Genomic DNA, 15,393 nt, shown 5'->3' with positions numbered 1-15,393 from the left:
TTTGACACGCCCGGCGAGTGCTGATGAACGAAGCACAAGCCGTAAGCCAGGCGAAAGCCGGACGCCACCCACGCAAAAGACAAGCGGATGAAACACACGGAATCGACACGACCCTCTGCTACGCGCGCGGAACTGCTGTGCTTTCTCGTAGCGATCGCAGCGGCCTCCTATGCACTCAGTGCGGACTGGCGTGTGGATCACGTCGTCCAATGCTGCCGCCAGTGGCTCGCGAAAAACAACATGAGCATGGACTGGCTCGAACGCGTGAACATCGGGCAGCTCGCTTTGAAGATCGCGAGCCGGGATCTGAAGGACGCGGGCGTTGCCGTGCGACTGTCGAATGTACAGGCGCTCTTCACCAGCGAAATGGAGCTGAACGAAGCAAGCACGATGGTTCAGCGAATGATGGCGCTTTGCCAGGAAGCGCTTTGATGCGGCCTTATTGATGCACGGTCGCGACGGCGCTCGCGGCCAGACCTCGCAGTTGCCGTAACCTTTCCCCCAGTCCTTTCCCAAAGTCCTGTCGCATTGGCGCCTTGTGCGCCGCCACGCCCCGATCCGCTTTTGTTATCGACCTTTCCAATTCTCGGATTGTTGAGGCATCGCGTCGCTCATATATTGGCGTGAAGCGCAACACGGACGCTAACGGCTACAACAACTTGGGCGCACGTGAACCGTGCGACAGGAGACACAAATGAATCGAATCGATCTGGACGGACGCGTTGTCGCCATTACCGGTGGCGCTCGCGGCATCGGCTACGCGGTGGCGCAACGGGCGCTGCAATCGGGCGCGTCGGTCGCCCTATGGGACGTCGACGCCGAACGTCTCGCGCGCAGTCAGCGCGAACTCAGCGAATTCGGCAAGGTGACGGCAGTGACCGTCGAGCTCACACAAGAATCGGCGGTGGCGCAAGCTGTCGAACGGACCGTCGCCGATCACGGCGCGATCGACGTACTCGTCAACTGCGCGGGCATTACGGGCGGCAACGGCACCACGTGGGAACTGGAGCCTGATGTCTGGCGCCGCGTGATCGACGTAAATCTGATCGGCCCGTACCTCACGTGCCGCGCGGTCGTTCCGCAGATGCTGAAGCAGGGCTATGGACGCATCGTTAACATCGCGTCGGTGGCGGGCAAAGAGGGCAACCCGAACGCCTCGCATTACAGCGCGTCGAAGGCGGGGCTGATCGGCCTCACGAAATCGCTCGGCAAAGAGCTCGCGACGAAGAACATTCTCGTCAATGCGGTCACGCCCGCTGCGGCCAAGACCGAGATCTTCGATTCGATGTCGCAGCAGCACATCGACTACATGCTCTCGAAGATTCCGATGAACCGTTTCCTGTTGCCTGAGGAAGCGGCGTCGCTGATTCTTTGGCTCGCATCCGAAGACTGCGCGTTCAGCACCGGTTCGGTATTCGACCTTTCGGGCGGACGCGCCACTTACTGAGCATTCGCGCGGGCGTCGCGCGGATATACGGCGCCCCGAAAAATACGAGCCGCAAGCAGCACGATATACAAGAACCGCGCAGCCGCCAACGCGAGTTGCGCGAAGGAGACGACATGGACCCGCATGCGAGCGCTTCACTGGAGGCGATCAACAGCAAGGTAATGCGCCGGCTGTTGCCCTTCCTGCTGCTGATGTACGTGCTGGCGTTTCTCGACCGCGCGAACATCGGCTTCGCGCAAAAAGCGCTGCAACACGACACGGGGCTCTCGAACGCGGCGTTCGCATTCGGCGCGGGCGTGTTCTTTGTTGGCTATGCATTGTTCGAAGTGCCAAGTAATCTGCTGCTGCATCGTGTCGGCGCGCGTGCGTGGATGTGCCGCATCATGGTGACATGGGGACTCGTGTCGGCAGCAATGTGTCTCGCTCATACCGCCACCACGTTCTACACGCTGCGCTTCTTGCTGGGCGTTGCCGAAGCAGGCTTTTTCCCCGGCGTGATCTATTACCTGACGCACTGGTTTCCGCAGCGCGCGCGTGCACGCGCCGTCGGCATGTTTTATTTCGGCGCACCGTTGGCGTTTATTTTCGGCAGTCCATTGTCGGGCTTGCTGCTCGAACTGAATGGCGCGCTGGGTCTCGCGGGCTGGCAGTGGCTTTTTCTCGTCGAAGGCATTCTGGCAACGCTCGTCGGCGTCTGGGCGTTCTGGTATCTCGACAATCGTCCGGAAAACGCCCGCTGGCTTAACGAGCAGGAGCGCACAAGCCTGCGCTCGGCTCTCGACGAAGACGCGCGTGCGGCGTCTGCGCATGGGCCGCATCGCCTTCTCGCCGCGCTGGTGGATCGTCGCGTGCTGCTGCTCTCGCTGATCTATCTGCTGATTCAAATGAGCGTGTACGGCGTGATCTTTTATCTGCCGCAACAAGTCGCAGCTCTGCTCGGCACGACAGTGGGATTTCATGTCGGCCTCGTCGCGGCATTGCCCTGGCTGTGCGCGCTCGTGGTGACCTGGTATGTGCCGCGCCGCGCGGATCGCACGGGCGGACACCGTCTGTGGGCGTCGGCATTGCTTGTCGTCGCGGGCCTTGGCATCGGCGTGTCGGGTCTCGCTCATGACCCCGCGATCGGGCTTGTTGCGTTGTGTTGCGCGGCGAGCGGCTTCATCGCGGCTCAACCGCTTTTCTGGACCTTCCCGACACGCCTGCTAACCGGTGCGGCCGCCGCGGGCGGCATCGCGCTGATCAACTCGCTCGGCAGCCTTGGCGGCTTTATTGCGCCCAGCTTGCGCACCGCTGCGGAACACGCGTTTTCCTCGACATCTGCGGGACTGGTCGTGCTGGGCGCGTCGAGTTTCATCGCCGCGCTGCTGATCGGCACGCTGCTGCGTGGTCACGCACAGGCACCCGGCAAAACCCACGACTTGCTGCACCGCGCCCGCTAAGGGCACATTTCCGGCGACACGTTCGACGCCTATCACGGAGCCCCTCTCTCATGGCCATGCCTACTATCCGGCACGTGCGTGCCTTCATCGTCCGCGGCGGCGGCGCGGACTATCACGATCAGCCCGGCGGACACTGGATCGACGATCACATCTCCACACCGATGGCGCGCTATCCCGAGTATCGCCAGAGCCGCCAGTCGTTCGGCATCAATGTGCTGGGCACGCTGGTGGTCGAAATAGAAGCAAGCGACGGCACGGTCGGCTTCGCGGTGACGACGGGCGGCGAAATCGGCGCGTTCATCGTCGAGAAACACCTCGCGCGTTTTCTTGAAGGTCAGCTCGTGACCGACATCGAGAAGATGTGGGATCAGATGTACTACGCCACGCTTTACTACGGGCGCAAGGGCGTGGTTCTCAATACGATCTCCGGCGTCGATCTCGCCTTGTGGGATCTGCTCGCAAAGGTGCGCAAGGAGCCTGTGTATCAGCTATTGGGCGGTCCCGTGCGCGACGAACTCATGTTTTATGCGACCGGCGCACGTCCCGACCTGGCGAAGGAGATGGGTTTCATCGGCGGAAAACTGCCGTTGCAGCATAGCCCGGCAGAAGGGGAAGCCGGGCTCAAACTCAACCTCGAAAAGCTCGCGGACATGCGCAGCCGCGTGGGCGACGACTTCTGGCTGATGTATGACTGCTGGATGAGTCTCGACGTGCCGTACGCAACGCGCCTCGCGCACGCCGCGCACGAGTACGGACTCAAATGGATCGAAGAGTGCCTGTCGCCCGACGACTACTGGGGTTACGCCGAACTGCGCCGCAACGTGCCGCGCGGCATGATGGTGTCCACGGGCGAACACGAGGCGACGCGCTGGGGCTTTCGCATGCTGCTTGAAATGCAATGCTGCGATCTGATCCAGCCGGACGTGGGCTGGTGCGGCGGCATCACCGAACTGATCAAGATATCGGCACTTGCGGATGCTCATAACGTGATGGTGGTGCCGCATGGTTCGTCCGTGTATAGCTACCATTTTGTCGTCACGCGTCATAACTCGCCTTTCTCCGAGTTCCTGATGATGGCGCCCAAGGCCGACGAAGTGGTGCCCATGTTCACGCCGCTTCTGCTCGACGAACCGGTGCCCGTGAATGGACGAATGAAGGTGCCGGACACACCGGGCTTCGGCGTGAGGCTCAATCCGGAATGTGCGCTGGTGCAGCCTTATCCGCGTTGATGGGCCGCAGTCAGGATCACCCAGCATAGGAGAATGACGTGCTTCTCAAGGACAAGGTTGTGATCGTCACAGGCGGCTCACGCGGCATTGGCCGCGCGATAGCCGTTGCGTGCGCAACGGAAGGCGCGGATGTGGCGATCAACTACTGGGGCGATAACGACGCGTCGTACGGACGCCGTTCCGCGGTCGCCGAAGTGGTCGAGCAGATCGAAGCGCTCGGGCGGCGCGTGATCGCAGTAGAAGGCAACGTTGCCGCGCGCGAAACGGGCCAGCTACTCGTGCGCCAGACCGTCGAAGCATTCGGCAAGGTCGACGTGCTCGCGAGCAACGCGGGCATTTGTCCGTTCCATGCGTTTCTCGACATGCCGGCTGAGGTGCTGGAGTCTACAGTCGCGGTCAATCTGAACGGCGCGTTCTACGTCACGCAGGCGGCCGCGCAGCAAATGAAAGCGCAAGGCACCGGCGGGGCGATTGTGGCGACCGGTTCGATCAGCGCGCTAGTGGGCGGCGGCATGCAGACGCATTACACGCCGACCAAAGCAGGCGTTCATTCGCTGATGCAGTCATGCGCGGTTGCGTTAGGACCGTACGGCATCCGCTGCAATTCAGTTATGCCCGGCACGATCGCAACAGATCTGAACGCCGAAGATCTCGCCGACGAAGCGAAGAAGGCCTACTTCGAAAAGCGCATTCCGCTGGGCCGGCTGGGCCGTCCCGAAGACGTGGCCGAATGCGTGGTGTTCCTCGCGTCCGACCGCGCGCGTTATGTGACGGGCGCGTCGTTACTGGTGGACGGCGGCCTGTTCGTCAATCTGCAATGACGCGCGATGCCGAAATCAACTGACCGGAGCGGAGGCAACAGCGGCTTGCGCGGACGCAGCGGTATCTTCGCGTGCGAGCAGCCGCGAGAAGCCGCGCAGCAGTTCGATGAAGCGCAGCGCGGGTTCGGCGAGCGTTTCTTCCTTGCGCGTAAGAATACCGAAGCCCGCAAGGCTCTTGCCGATCTCGAGCGGCAGCGCAACGAGCAGCTTGCCGCGCAAATGATCGCGCACTACCGACTCCGGCAGCATCGCCACGGCATCGTAGTTTTCGAGCAGTTGCAGTGTGGCGAAGATCGACGCGCATTCGGTGAGATTGACCGGCGTGGCAAGTCCTGCACGCGCGAGTTCTTCCTCGAACAGCACGCGCGCCGGACTGGTTACCGGCTGTGCAACCCAAGGCCAGTCGATCAGTTCGCGCAGCGTCATGCGCGCCCGGCTCGCAAGCGGATGCACCGAACGCACGACGAGCAGCAAGGTCTCGCGCGCGAGCGGCTCGAAACAGAAATCGTTGTGTTGCAACGGACTTGTCAGTCGTCCCAGCGCAAGGTCGACTTCGCGGCGATGCAGCAATTGCACCACCTGGTCGCTGGTCTCGCCGAGAATGCGCACGTTCAGCAACGGGCTTTCGGTTTTCAATGCGGCGACGGCCATTGCCATCAGATCGGGCGCCGCGCCCATGATCGCGCCAACGGTCAACTGTCCATGTCCGCCGCGTCGTTTGACTTCCAGGTCTTCGGCGAAACGCGTGAGTTCGGCGAGCGCACGCCGTGCGTAGGCCAGCGTGACGACGCCCAGCGGCGTGGGCGTCATGCCGCGCGCGTTGCGCTCGAACAGCAGAAAGCCGAACGCCTCTTCGATATCGCCCAACATGCGGCTGGCGCTCGGCTGTGCAACGTTCACTGCTTCGGCGGCCTGGTGGAGGTTGCGCGCGTCGTCGAGCGCGACGAGCAGCGCGAGGTGCTTGAACTTGAGCCGATTGACGAGTGCGACAGTTGCTGAGAGTTGGCTCATGGTTGCCGTGCGATTCGGTTTGTGGATCGCCCAATCCCAACTACGGATTGAGATGCTATCGACGCACGAATTATAGTCTTTGCAGGCGCTTCGCCGCGAAGGCGCCAATAACGACGAGACAGCCGCAATGGAGACAATCGCTTTCCGGATGGTGCTCAACCCCGGCATGCGCGAGGAGTACGAGCGCCGTCACGCCGAGATCTGGCCAGAACTTGTTGACGCGTTGCACAACGCGGGCGTGCGCGAGTACCGGATTTTCTTCGACCCCGGCACCGATCATCTATTCGCCGTGCTCACGCGAACCACGCATCACACGATGGACGCGCTCCCTGAACTCGAAGTCATGCGCAAATGGTGGGATTACATGGCCGACATCATGCATACAGCCCCGGACCACACGCCGCATCAGCAACCGCTCGAACAGGTGTTTCGTCTGAGTTCGCTCGGCTGAAGTTCGAGCTGACGTTCACGCTGAATTGCACGCTTGAAACGACGGAGGCATCGCATGCAGGTTGTCGATTCGCATATTCACTTGTGGGACCTGAAGACGCATCGCTATCCGTGGCTTGAAAATCCCGGCGTGTCGTTTGTTGGGGATGCGCGCGACCTGAAGCACGACTATCTGCTCGCCGATCTGCTCGGCGAAGCCGGGGATATCGATGTGAAGAAAGTGGTGCACGTGGAAGCGAATCACGATCCCGCCGACCCCGTCGAGGAAACGCGCTGGCTGCAAGGCATTGCGGATCGTCATGAATCGCGCGGCATGCCGAACGCGATTGTCGCCGCGGTGGACCTGTCCTCAGCCGACGCGCCCGCGTTGCTCGAAGCGCATGCGTCGTTTGCCAATACGCGCGGCATCCGGCAGATTCTCAACGTGCACGAGAACAGGCTGTTCGACTATGTGGGCCGCCATTTCATGCGCGAGCCGCAATGGCGTGAGAACTTTGCGTTGCTGCGCCGTTACGACATGTCGTTCGACCTGCAACTTTATCCGTCGCAAATGGAAGAGGCCGCAGCGTTGGCGCGCGCTTATGGCGACACCCGCTTCGCCGTCAACCATGCCGGCATGTTCGTCGATCGCGACAGCGTCGCCGGCTATCGGGCGTGGCGCGACGGCATGCGCATGCTGGCGGATTGCGAGAACGTCTGCGTGAAGATCAGCGGACTTGCGATGTTCGATCATCAGTGGACTGTGGAAAGCTTGCGGCCCTACGTGCTCGAAACGATCGACGCGTTCGGAGTCGAGCGCGCAATGTTCGCGTCGAACTTTCCCGTCGATCGCTTGTTCGGCTCCTACGCGGGTTTGTGGCATGCGTATGCAACGATTGTCGAGGGTGCGAGCGCTGCAGAGAAAGAGGCGCTCTTTTGCGGTAACGCCGAGCGTTTCTATCGCATCTGAAGCGGGTCGCGTGGACACAAGCAGGACGGGCACGCCGTAACGTAAAAGAAGGAGACACGCAGTGCAGCAACCTACATCCGCCGTGCCGAGGCTCGAATTGCGGCACGCGAGCAAATCGTTCGGCCGGGTCCGCGCGCTATCGGACGGCGATCTCTCGTTGTGGCCGGGGGAAGTGCACGCGCTGCTCGGCGAGAACGGCGCGGGCAAGTCGACGCTCGTGAAGATTCTTGCAGGCGTGCATCAGCCGGATAGCGGGGAACTGCTGGTGGACGGCGTCGCGCGCCGCTTCGCCACGCCTGCTCAAGCACGCGATGCCGGGCTCGCGGTGATCTATCAGGAACCTACACTGTTCTTCGATCTGTCGATCGCGGAAAACATTTTCATGGGACGGCAACCGGTCGACCGGTTCGGGCGCATTCAATACGACGCGATGCGCCGCGAGGTAGACGGACTGCTCGCCTCGCTCGGCGTCGATCTGCGCGCGGATCAACTGGTGCGCGGCTTGTCCATTGCAGATCAGCAAGTCATCGAAATCGCAAAGGCGTTGTCGCTGAACGCCAATGTACTGATCATGGACGAACCGACAGCGGCCTTGTCGCTGACGGAAGTGGAACGTCTTTTTGCAATCGTGCGCACGCTGCGCGAGCGCGATGTGGCGATACTCTTCATCACGCACCGTCTCGACGAAGTCTTCGCGCTGACGCAACGCGTCACGATCATGCGCGACGGCGCGAAGGTGTTCGACGGCATGACCGCCGATCTGAACACCGACGCGATCGTGTCAAAAATGGTCGGCCGCGATCTGGAGACGTTCTATCCGAAAGCGGAGCGACCGCCTGGCGAAGTGCGCCTGTCGGTGCGAGGGCTCACGCGCGTGGGCGTTTTCAAGGACATTTCTTTCGACGTGCGGGCAGGCGAAATCGTGGCGCTGGCGGGGCTGGTCGGCGCGGGTCGCAGCGAAGTCGCGCGTGCGATTTTCGGCATCGACCCGCTCGACGCCGGCCACATCCAGATAGGCGGCAAACCACTTACGGCCGGCAGTCCCGCTGCCGCCGTGCGCGCCGGCCTCGCGCTCGTACCGGAAGACCGCCGGCAGCAAGGACTCGCGCTGGAGTTGAGCATCGCGCGCAACGCGTCGATGACAGTGCTCGGCCGTCTCGTCAGACACGGTCTCATCACGACGCGCAGCGAGACGCAACTCGCGAACCAGTGGGGCACGCGTCTTCGGCTGAAAGCGGGCGATCCCAATGCGCCGGTCGGCACGCTGTCGGGCGGCAATCAGCAGAAAGTCGTGCTGGGCAAGTGGCTCGCCACGAACCCGAAGGTTCTGATTATCGACGAACCCACTCGCGGTATCGACGTCGGCGCGAAAGCGGAGGTGTATAGCGCGCTTGCCGAACTGGTGCGCGACGGCATGGCAGTGCTGATGATTTCGAGCGAATTGCCGGAAGTACTGGGCATGGCCGACCGCGTACTGGTCATGCACGAGGGGCGGATCAGTGCGGACATTGCACGGGCCGAGGCCGACGAAGAACGCATCATGGCCGCGGCGCTGGGACAACCGATTCCACCGTTAGGGAACGCGGCATGATGCGCCATTCTTCGACTCACCCCGCGCCGGTCCAGGCGCCGCCGCCTTCCAAGCGCCCGCCGGCCACAGCGGGCGGCTTCGCAGCGAACCTCGCAAAGAGCCGCGAGACGACGCTGTTCGTCGTGCTGATTCTACTGATCGTGGGCACCGCTCTCGCGAGGCCGCAGTTCCTGAATCTGCAGAATCTGCGCGACGTGCTGCTCAATGTGTCGATCATCAGCCTGCTGACCGCGGGCATGACGGTGGTCATTCTGATGCGTCATATCGATCTGTCGGTGGGCTCGACGGTCGGCATCAGCGCCTATGCCGTGGGCAGCCTGTACGTCGCATTTCCGCAGATGCCGGCGGTCGTCGCCCTCGCGGCGGGGCTCGGCATCGGTCTCGTGGCAGGCGGCATCAATGCGCTGCTCGTGGCGGTGGGGCGCGTGCCGTCGCTCGTTGCGACGCTGTCCACACTTTATATATTTCGGGGTGCAGATTATGCGTGGGTGCACGGCGGACAGATCAACGCCACCAGTCTGCCCGATACCTTTTCGCGGCTTGCGACCGGCACCTTCTTCGGCATACCGACGCTTGCGCTGATCGCGCTCGTCGTGCTGCTTGCTCTCGCTATTTACCTCAAGCAGTTTCGCGGCGGCCGTGAGCACTATGCGATCGGCTCGAATCCCGAGGCGGCGCGTCTCGCGGGCGTCAACGTCGAACGACGGGTCATGGCGGGTTTTCTGCTGTCCGGTGCAATTGCTGGCTTCGCGGGCGCGCTGTGGCTTGCGCGTTTCGGCACCGTCGACGCCAGCACCGCAAAGGGCATCGAGCTGCAGGTCGTCGCGGCTGCCGTTGTCGGCAGCGTCGCGATCACGGGCGGCGTCGGCACGATACTCGGTGCGACGCTCGGCGCGCTCGTGCTGGGCGTGATCAGCATTGCACTGGTCGTGCTGCACGTCTCTCCATTCTGGGAGCAGGCGATCGAAGGCGCGCTGATCGTCGCGGCTATTACCGCCGATACGTTGCTCGCCCGCTCCGTCGCAAAACGCATGATGAGGAAACGCGATCATGGCTAAACCCGATTCCGCGCTGCTCACGCGCAAACGCGAAACGCCGCTGCAATGGGAAGTATTGCTCGTGATCGTGCTGATTCTGTCGATCGCGCTCGGGCGAATGCTGTCGCCGGTCTTTCTGACCGGTGCGAATCTCAGCAACGTGCTGGCGGATCTCACCGAGATCGCATTGATCGCACTGCCGATGACGTTGATCATCGTTGCCGCTGAAATCGATCTGTCGGTGGCTTCGGTACTCGGTGCATCCAGCGCGTTAATGGGTGTGCTGTGGCACATGGGCTTGCCGATGCCTGTCGTGATCGCGCTCGTACTGGTTGCCGGCGCTTTGGCGGGCCTGCTGAACGGGCTCGTGATCGTCAAGCTGAACCTGCCATCGCTCGCGGTGACCATCGGCACGCTCGCACTCTTTCGCGGGCTTGCCTACGTACTTCTCGGCGACCAGGCCGTCGCCGATTTTCCCCCGGCCTATACGGCGTTCGGCATGGATACGCTCGGCGGAACTTTTATCCCGTTGCCGTTTGCGATCGTGATTGTCGGCGCAGTGCTGTTCACCGTGTTGCTGCAGTCCACAGCGTTTGGCCGCAGCCTGTACGCAATCGGCGCCAATCCGACTGCCGCCGCGTTCTCCGGCATCGAAGTCACGAAGATCAGGTTGCGTCTTTTCGTGCTGTCCGGTCTGATGAGCGCGCTTGCAGGCGTGATCTACACGCTGCGTTTCACCAGCGCGCGAGGCGACAACGGCGAGGGCTTCGAGTTGTCGGTGATCGCGGCGGTGCTGTTCGGCGGCGTGAGCATTTTCGGTGGACGCGGCTCGATGATCGGTGTGCTGCTGTCGCTGCTGATTATCGGTGTGCTCAAGAACGCATTGACGCTCGACGACGTTTCGAGCGAGACGCTCACCATCGTCACCGGCGTATTGCTCCTTGCATCGGTGCTGATACCCAATCTGGTTGCGCGCTGGCGCGCGGCGCGTGACCGGCGCTTCATCGCGAGGTCCGCTTCTTCTCAATAACGTCATCATCAAACCCGGACAGTACAACGTCCAACTACACGGCAGGAGACACTTCATGTTCAAACCACTACGTCACACGGGCGCGGCGGCGCTCTGCGTTGCGTTGCTCGCGATCAGTTGCGCGGCGCCCGCCGCGGGCCTGAAAAATGGCCTGAAGATCGCATTCGTGCCGAAGCAGATCAACAACCCATACGAAGTGATTGCCGACGACGGCGGCCTCGCCGCAATCAAGGAATTCGGAGGCGTGGGCAAGGTGGTGGGGCCGTCGGATGCCGGGGCGTCGTCGCAGGTGCAGTACATCAACACGCTGATCACCCAGCGTCAGGATGCAATCGTGATTGCCGCCAACGACGCCAACGCGGTCGTGCCCTATCTGAAGAAGGCGATGTCGCAAGGCATCAAGGTCGTCACATTCGACTCGGACACGGCACCCGAGGGTCGTCAACTGTTCGTGAACCAGGCGAACGCGGAAGGCATCGGCCGTGGTCAGATTCAACTCGTGTCGAAACTGATGGGCGGCGGAGGCGAATTCGCGGTGCTGTCCGCGACGCCGAACGCGACCAATCAGAACACGTGGATCAAGTGGATGCAGGAGGAGCTGAAAAAGCCCGAGTACTCGAAGATCAAACTGGTGAAAATCGCTTACGGCAATGACGACGATCAGAAGTCGTTTGTCGAAACGCAGGGCTTGCTGCAGGCATATCCGAACCTGAAGGCGATTGTCGCGCCCACTACGGTCGGCATTGCGGCGGCGGCGCGCTACATCTCGTCGTCGTCGAGCAAGGGCAAAGTCGCGGTAACGGGCCTCGGCACGCCGAACCAGATGCGCGCGTTCGTGAAAAACGGCACGGTCAAGGCATTCCAGCTGTGGGATCCGAACGAGTTGGGCTATCTCGCCGGCTACGCGGCGGCAGCGCTCGCGTCGGGAACGATTAACGGTAAGGAGGGCGAATCGTTCGATGCGGGCAAGCTCGGCAAGCGCACGATCGGTCCGCAAGGCGAGATCATTCTCGGACCGCCGACAACGTTCGATGCGAGCAATATCGACAAGTTTAATTTCTGAGCGCGGCGGTCGGGGCGGAGAGCGAGGTGCGCAGGAAGCGGGGCGATAGACCGCTGGTGCGCCTCGCGGATTGTTTTGATGACAGCGACCTGAATATCCGCGTCTATCGCCTTTACCTTGCTCCGGAACGAAGTCCGGGCCCGGCATGCAAGCTTATCGTCGAACCTCGAATGCACGCGCAAAATCAGCCGACGGCGTCGCGCTGTCCCACACCTTGCCGTCCATGAACGTTCGCGCGTTCTCTTGCGCGGGCACCGCAACCTTCACCTGCGCGGCGGCTTCGCGATAAAGCTGCGTCTGGTTGATGCTCTCCGCGATCTGCGTGTAATCGCTGCGTGCGTCGATCATGCCCCAGCGCTCGAACTGCGTCAGGAACCACGCGCCTTCGAATGCGTGCGGGTAGTTCACCTCTCCGTTGTCGAAGAAGCGCATTGGCAAACCGCGCGGCACGGAGGCCGGAATTTTGTCGCCAAAGCGCGCCGCGATCAGGGCCTCGTCGATGCCGATATAGTCCGGCCGGGCAAGCCAGCGCGCGATTTCAGTGCGATGACCGGGGCCGTCGAGCCAGCGGCACGCTTCGAGCATCGTCTGCACGAGCGCGCGCGCCGTGTTCGGATTCGCGCTCACAAAATCGCGCCGGCACGCGAGCACTTTCTCTGGGTGATCGGGCCACACTTCGCTCGTATACGCGACCGTTCTGCCGACGCCTTCCGCTTCGGCCATCGCGTTCCACGGCTCGCCGACACACAGGCCGTCGAGCTTGTCTTCCGCGAGCGCCGCGACCATTTGCGGCGGCGGAATCACCACGCTTTCGATGTCGCGCAACGGGTGCACGCCCTGCGCAGCGAGCCAGTAATACAGCCACATCGCATGCGTACCGGTCGGGAACGTCTGCGCGAATACCGGCTTGCGGCCGAGCGTAGCGAGCGCTTCGGGCAAGTTGCCATGTTCGGCGAGTGCATCCGCGAGACGGCTTGACAGTGTGACCGCCTGGCCGTTGCGGTTGAGTACCATCAACACGGCCATGTCGGTTTGCGGACCGCCCAGCCCGAGTTGCACTCCGTAGACGAGGCCATAGAGCGTGTGCGCCGCGTCGAGATCGCCGGATAGCAGCTTGTCGCGCACGGCAGCCCACGAAGGCTGGCGCGACAGTTCGAGCGTGAGGCCGTGCGCGTGACCGAATTCAAGCAGCTTCGCGGCGACGAGCGGCGCGGCATCGGCGAGCGCCACGAAGCCGAGCCGCAAGTGGGTCTTCTCCAACGGCGCTGATGCTGACGATGCGAGGTGACTGGGAGTGTTCATGGACGTGCTTCACTTGAGCGATTCAGCCGACGCGACGACCGCGCGCGCGACCTCGGCGAGCTTGACGCCCTGATTCATCGCGCGTTTGCGCAGCGTGGCGTAGGCGGCGTGCTCGGTGATTTTCTGCTGATCCATCAGCAGGCGTTTGGCGCGGTCGATCAGCTTGCGCTCCGCAAGTTCGTTTTCGACTTGCGCGAGGCGTTCGCGCAGCTGCGATTCCTGCGCGAACCGCGCAAGCGCGACTTCGAGAATCGGCGCAAGCCGTTCGGTTGCCAGCCCTTCGACGAGATAGGCGGTCACGCCCGCGCCCACGGCGTCGCGGATCAACTGCTGGTTGGCGTCGTGACTGAACATCAGGACCGGGCGCGGAGCGGTCGCGTTCATCACCGCGAGCTGTTCGAGCGTATCGCGCGAAGGCGAGTCCGTATCGATGATGATGACGTCCGGCCGTTCGCTCTGAACTACGCTATGCAACGCGTGCGGCGTCGCGGTGCTGGCGAGCATCTCGTAGCCGAGGCGGGCGAGCGCGTCACGCAGGTCGCCTATCGGCTTGTCGGTATCGGTGACGAGGAGAACACGCAGCATGGAGTAGTGGCAATCGACGACTGACCATCATTCAAGCAACGTCTATGCCATTAACCGCGAAGCCTTTGTACGCGCGGCGTCTCGGGGATTCAACGCAAGCTTGATGACTGAGTCATGCACCACAAATGGGCGTGCAAGAGCCATGCACCGAAGCGGCGCGAAAAGAAGCGAGCATGGGGGTACAGGCAAACGGCGAGAGCGCAAGAAGCGCGATTGACATCGCAACGATCGTCGCGACGAACTGCTGAGATAAAGCGCCGCCGCTGCGCGCCGCTCAGATTCGACTCGAGCCGAACCGGAGAAGGCGCGCGAAAGGCTTCGCGAACAACGTTGCTGCAGGGGCACGCCAGCTAGCCCGAATGGGGCCGCGTGCCGTTCGCCTTAACGGCGACGGAATTGCGAGTTGCTACGGGCAGCGCCGCCACCGCCTGCGCGCTCGTCTTTGTGACGGAAGTTGATCCGTCCTTTGGTCAGGTCGTAGACCGACAGTTCCAGCGTCACGCGGTCGCCCGCGAGAATACGAATATGGTTCTTGCGCATGCGTCCGGACGCGTAAGCGCCAACTACGACGCCGTTGTCGAGCGTCACGCGGTAACGACTGTCCGGAAGTACTTCGTCGACGATACCGTCAAGTTCAAGCAGTTCTTCTTTCGCCATGCATAACTCCTGGTCGATGGGATAAGGGGTGCGCGACGCCTTGCGGCGGCGCTTCATCTGATACGGTTGCCAGCGGGTTCGAGCCCGCCGCTTGCGGCACCGGCTTATGCGCCGATTTATGCGCAGATACTAGTGCCGCGCGTGTTGCCGCGGCTCGTGCCGCTCAAAGATCGGCGACCGACTGGCCGTCCACGCGGCCGTCGATCAGTTGTTCGGCGTGAGCCATGCACGCAATGCGCGCCTTGCCCGTGCCGTCGAACGGAAACAGATACTGCAGGCGGAACACACGGCCCTCGGCCGCCGCATTGGCGCCGACACGGCAGATGCGCACCGACGCGTCGTAGCCTGCGTCCGGATTGCGGCTCGTCTGACCGTCTGTCGGACGGCGCGGATAGACGAGCGGGTGAATCTCATAACCCTTGTACGTCTTGACTGCTGAGTTCATAAGCATATAAGTATCCTGGATTACGTGGCCGGTGTGTCACGCGTGTTACGCGCGGCACGACTGGCCGGGCAGCGCAGCACCCTGAGGCGCGCCGCCATGGAAAAAGGTTGGCACAGGCCCAATGGGAAGGGCTTGAGCGCGCCGCGCAAAGTCGCGGAGTCGATGGAGAAAAAACACGCTGATGTCGCGCGGACAGCGGGTGGGAAGCGGAAACCCGTTGAACAACACAGCTGCACAACTCGCGACGGCTAATGCAGGCGGCGCATTGCCGGAGTGACGGGATCGCCGGCGGGCGGCGGCCGAACAGTCGGGGGTGTTGCGGAGATGCCGCGAAAAA

Annotated in this window: 16 protein-coding genes; 11 read left to right on the top strand and 5 right to left on the bottom strand. The window is 62.4% G+C overall.

Features of this window, described 5'->3' with window-relative positions; genetic code table 11:
* Positions 1 to 87: 87 nt before the first annotated feature.
* The 5 genes from J2W46_RS02475 to J2W46_RS02455 all read left to right on the top strand — a co-directional run bounded on the left by J2W46_RS02475 (position 88) and on the right by J2W46_RS02455 (position 4,936).
* Positions 88 to 432 carry a hypothetical protein gene (locus tag J2W46_RS02475; RefSeq protein ID WP_020066256.1) on the top strand — a complete coding sequence of 115 codons (345 nt, stop codon included), beginning with the start codon at positions 88 to 90 and terminating at the stop codon, positions 430 to 432.
* A 262-nt stretch (positions 433 to 694) separates the two neighbouring features.
* On the top strand, positions 695 to 1,447 hold the full coding sequence (locus tag J2W46_RS02470) for an SDR family NAD(P)-dependent oxidoreductase (protein WP_020066255.1): 753 nt from the start codon (positions 695 to 697) through the stop codon (positions 1,445 to 1,447).
* A gap of 113 nt (positions 1,448 to 1,560) precedes the next feature.
* On the top strand, positions 1,561 to 2,886 hold the full coding sequence (locus J2W46_RS02465) for an MFS transporter (protein ID WP_310350994.1): 1,326 nt from the start codon (positions 1,561 to 1,563) through the stop codon (positions 2,884 to 2,886).
* Positions 2,887 to 2,936: 50 nt separating this feature from the next.
* Positions 2,937 to 4,115 (top strand): L-rhamnonate dehydratase, encoded by a 1,179-nt coding sequence (gene rhmD / locus J2W46_RS02460; RefSeq protein ID WP_310350992.1) that lies wholly within the window; start codon positions 2,937 to 2,939, stop codon positions 4,113 to 4,115.
* 38 nt (positions 4,116 to 4,153) lie between these two features.
* The gene (locus J2W46_RS02455; protein WP_310350991.1) at positions 4,154 to 4,936 is read left to right on the top strand and encodes an SDR family NAD(P)-dependent oxidoreductase; all 783 of its coding nucleotides are present in this window, start codon (positions 4,154 to 4,156) and stop codon (positions 4,934 to 4,936) included.
* A 15-nt stretch (positions 4,937 to 4,951) separates the two neighbouring features.
* On the opposite strand, the gene J2W46_RS02450 is transcribed toward J2W46_RS02455, so the two are convergent.
* Positions 4,952 to 5,947: a LysR family transcriptional regulator gene (locus J2W46_RS02450; protein WP_310350989.1), complete on the bottom strand. Its 996-nt coding sequence runs from the start codon at positions 5,945 to 5,947 to the stop codon at positions 4,952 to 4,954.
* Positions 5,948 to 6,074: 127 nt separating this feature from the next.
* Here J2W46_RS02450 and rhaM point away from each other — a divergent pair, with 127 nt between their 5' ends.
* From rhaM to rhaS, 6 genes are all read left to right on the top strand, one after another.
* Positions 6,075 to 6,398 carry an L-rhamnose mutarotase gene (rhaM, locus tag J2W46_RS02445; protein ID WP_088174007.1) on the top strand — a complete coding sequence of 108 codons (324 nt, stop codon included), beginning with the start codon at positions 6,075 to 6,077 and terminating at the stop codon, positions 6,396 to 6,398.
* A 54-nt stretch (positions 6,399 to 6,452) separates the two neighbouring features.
* Positions 6,453 to 7,346: an amidohydrolase family protein gene (locus J2W46_RS02440; RefSeq protein ID WP_087753321.1), complete on the top strand. Its 894-nt coding sequence runs from the start codon at positions 6,453 to 6,455 to the stop codon at positions 7,344 to 7,346.
* A 61-nt stretch (positions 7,347 to 7,407) separates the two neighbouring features.
* A complete protein-coding gene (locus J2W46_RS02435) occupies positions 7,408 to 8,937 on the top strand; it encodes a sugar ABC transporter ATP-binding protein (RefSeq protein WP_310350987.1) in 1,530 nt (509 codons plus the stop codon).
* Positions 8,934 to 9,995: an ABC transporter permease gene (locus J2W46_RS02430; protein ID WP_310350985.1), complete on the top strand. Its 1,062-nt coding sequence runs from the start codon at positions 8,934 to 8,936 to the stop codon at positions 9,993 to 9,995. The genes J2W46_RS02435 and J2W46_RS02430 overlap by 4 nt, the downstream gene beginning before the upstream one ends.
* The gene (locus J2W46_RS02425) at positions 9,988 to 11,004 is read left to right on the top strand and encodes an ABC transporter permease (RefSeq protein ID WP_310350983.1); all 1,017 of its coding nucleotides are present in this window, start codon (positions 9,988 to 9,990) and stop codon (positions 11,002 to 11,004) included. The genes J2W46_RS02430 and J2W46_RS02425 overlap by 8 nt, the downstream gene beginning before the upstream one ends.
* 55 nt (positions 11,005 to 11,059) lie before the next feature.
* A complete protein-coding gene (gene rhaS, locus J2W46_RS02420; protein WP_310350981.1) occupies positions 11,060 to 12,067 on the top strand; it encodes a rhamnose ABC transporter substrate-binding protein in 1,008 nt (335 codons plus the stop codon).
* 153 nt (positions 12,068 to 12,220) lie between these two features.
* On the opposite strand, the gene J2W46_RS02415 is transcribed toward rhaS, so the two are convergent.
* The 4 genes from J2W46_RS02415 to J2W46_RS02400 all read right to left on the bottom strand — a co-directional run bounded on the left by J2W46_RS02415 (position 12,221) and on the right by J2W46_RS02400 (position 15,056).
* Positions 12,221 to 13,369 (bottom strand): CmpA/NrtA family ABC transporter substrate-binding protein, encoded by a 1,149-nt coding sequence (locus J2W46_RS02415; RefSeq protein ID WP_310350980.1) that lies wholly within the window; start codon positions 13,367 to 13,369, stop codon positions 12,221 to 12,223.
* A 9-nt stretch (positions 13,370 to 13,378) separates the two neighbouring features.
* The gene (locus J2W46_RS02410) at positions 13,379 to 13,954 is read right to left on the bottom strand and encodes an ANTAR domain-containing response regulator (RefSeq protein ID WP_020066242.1); all 576 of its coding nucleotides are present in this window, start codon (positions 13,952 to 13,954) and stop codon (positions 13,379 to 13,381) included.
* 381 nt (positions 13,955 to 14,335) lie between these two features.
* Positions 14,336 to 14,611 (bottom strand): translation initiation factor IF-1, encoded by a 276-nt coding sequence (gene infA, locus J2W46_RS02405; RefSeq protein ID WP_013343004.1) that lies wholly within the window; start codon positions 14,609 to 14,611, stop codon positions 14,336 to 14,338.
* 163 nt (positions 14,612 to 14,774) lie between these two features.
* A complete protein-coding gene (locus J2W46_RS02400) occupies positions 14,775 to 15,056 on the bottom strand; it encodes a hypothetical protein (RefSeq protein WP_027775843.1) in 282 nt (93 codons plus the stop codon).
* Between the last annotated feature and the right edge of the window lie 337 nt (positions 15,057 to 15,393).

Source organism: Paraburkholderia strydomiana (assembly GCF_031456815.1).
Lineage (GTDB): Bacteria > Pseudomonadota > Gammaproteobacteria > Burkholderiales > Burkholderiaceae > Paraburkholderia > Paraburkholderia caledonica.
Note: the sequence above shows the minus strand (reverse complement) of the source record. Positions and strands in the feature narration are given on the sequence as shown.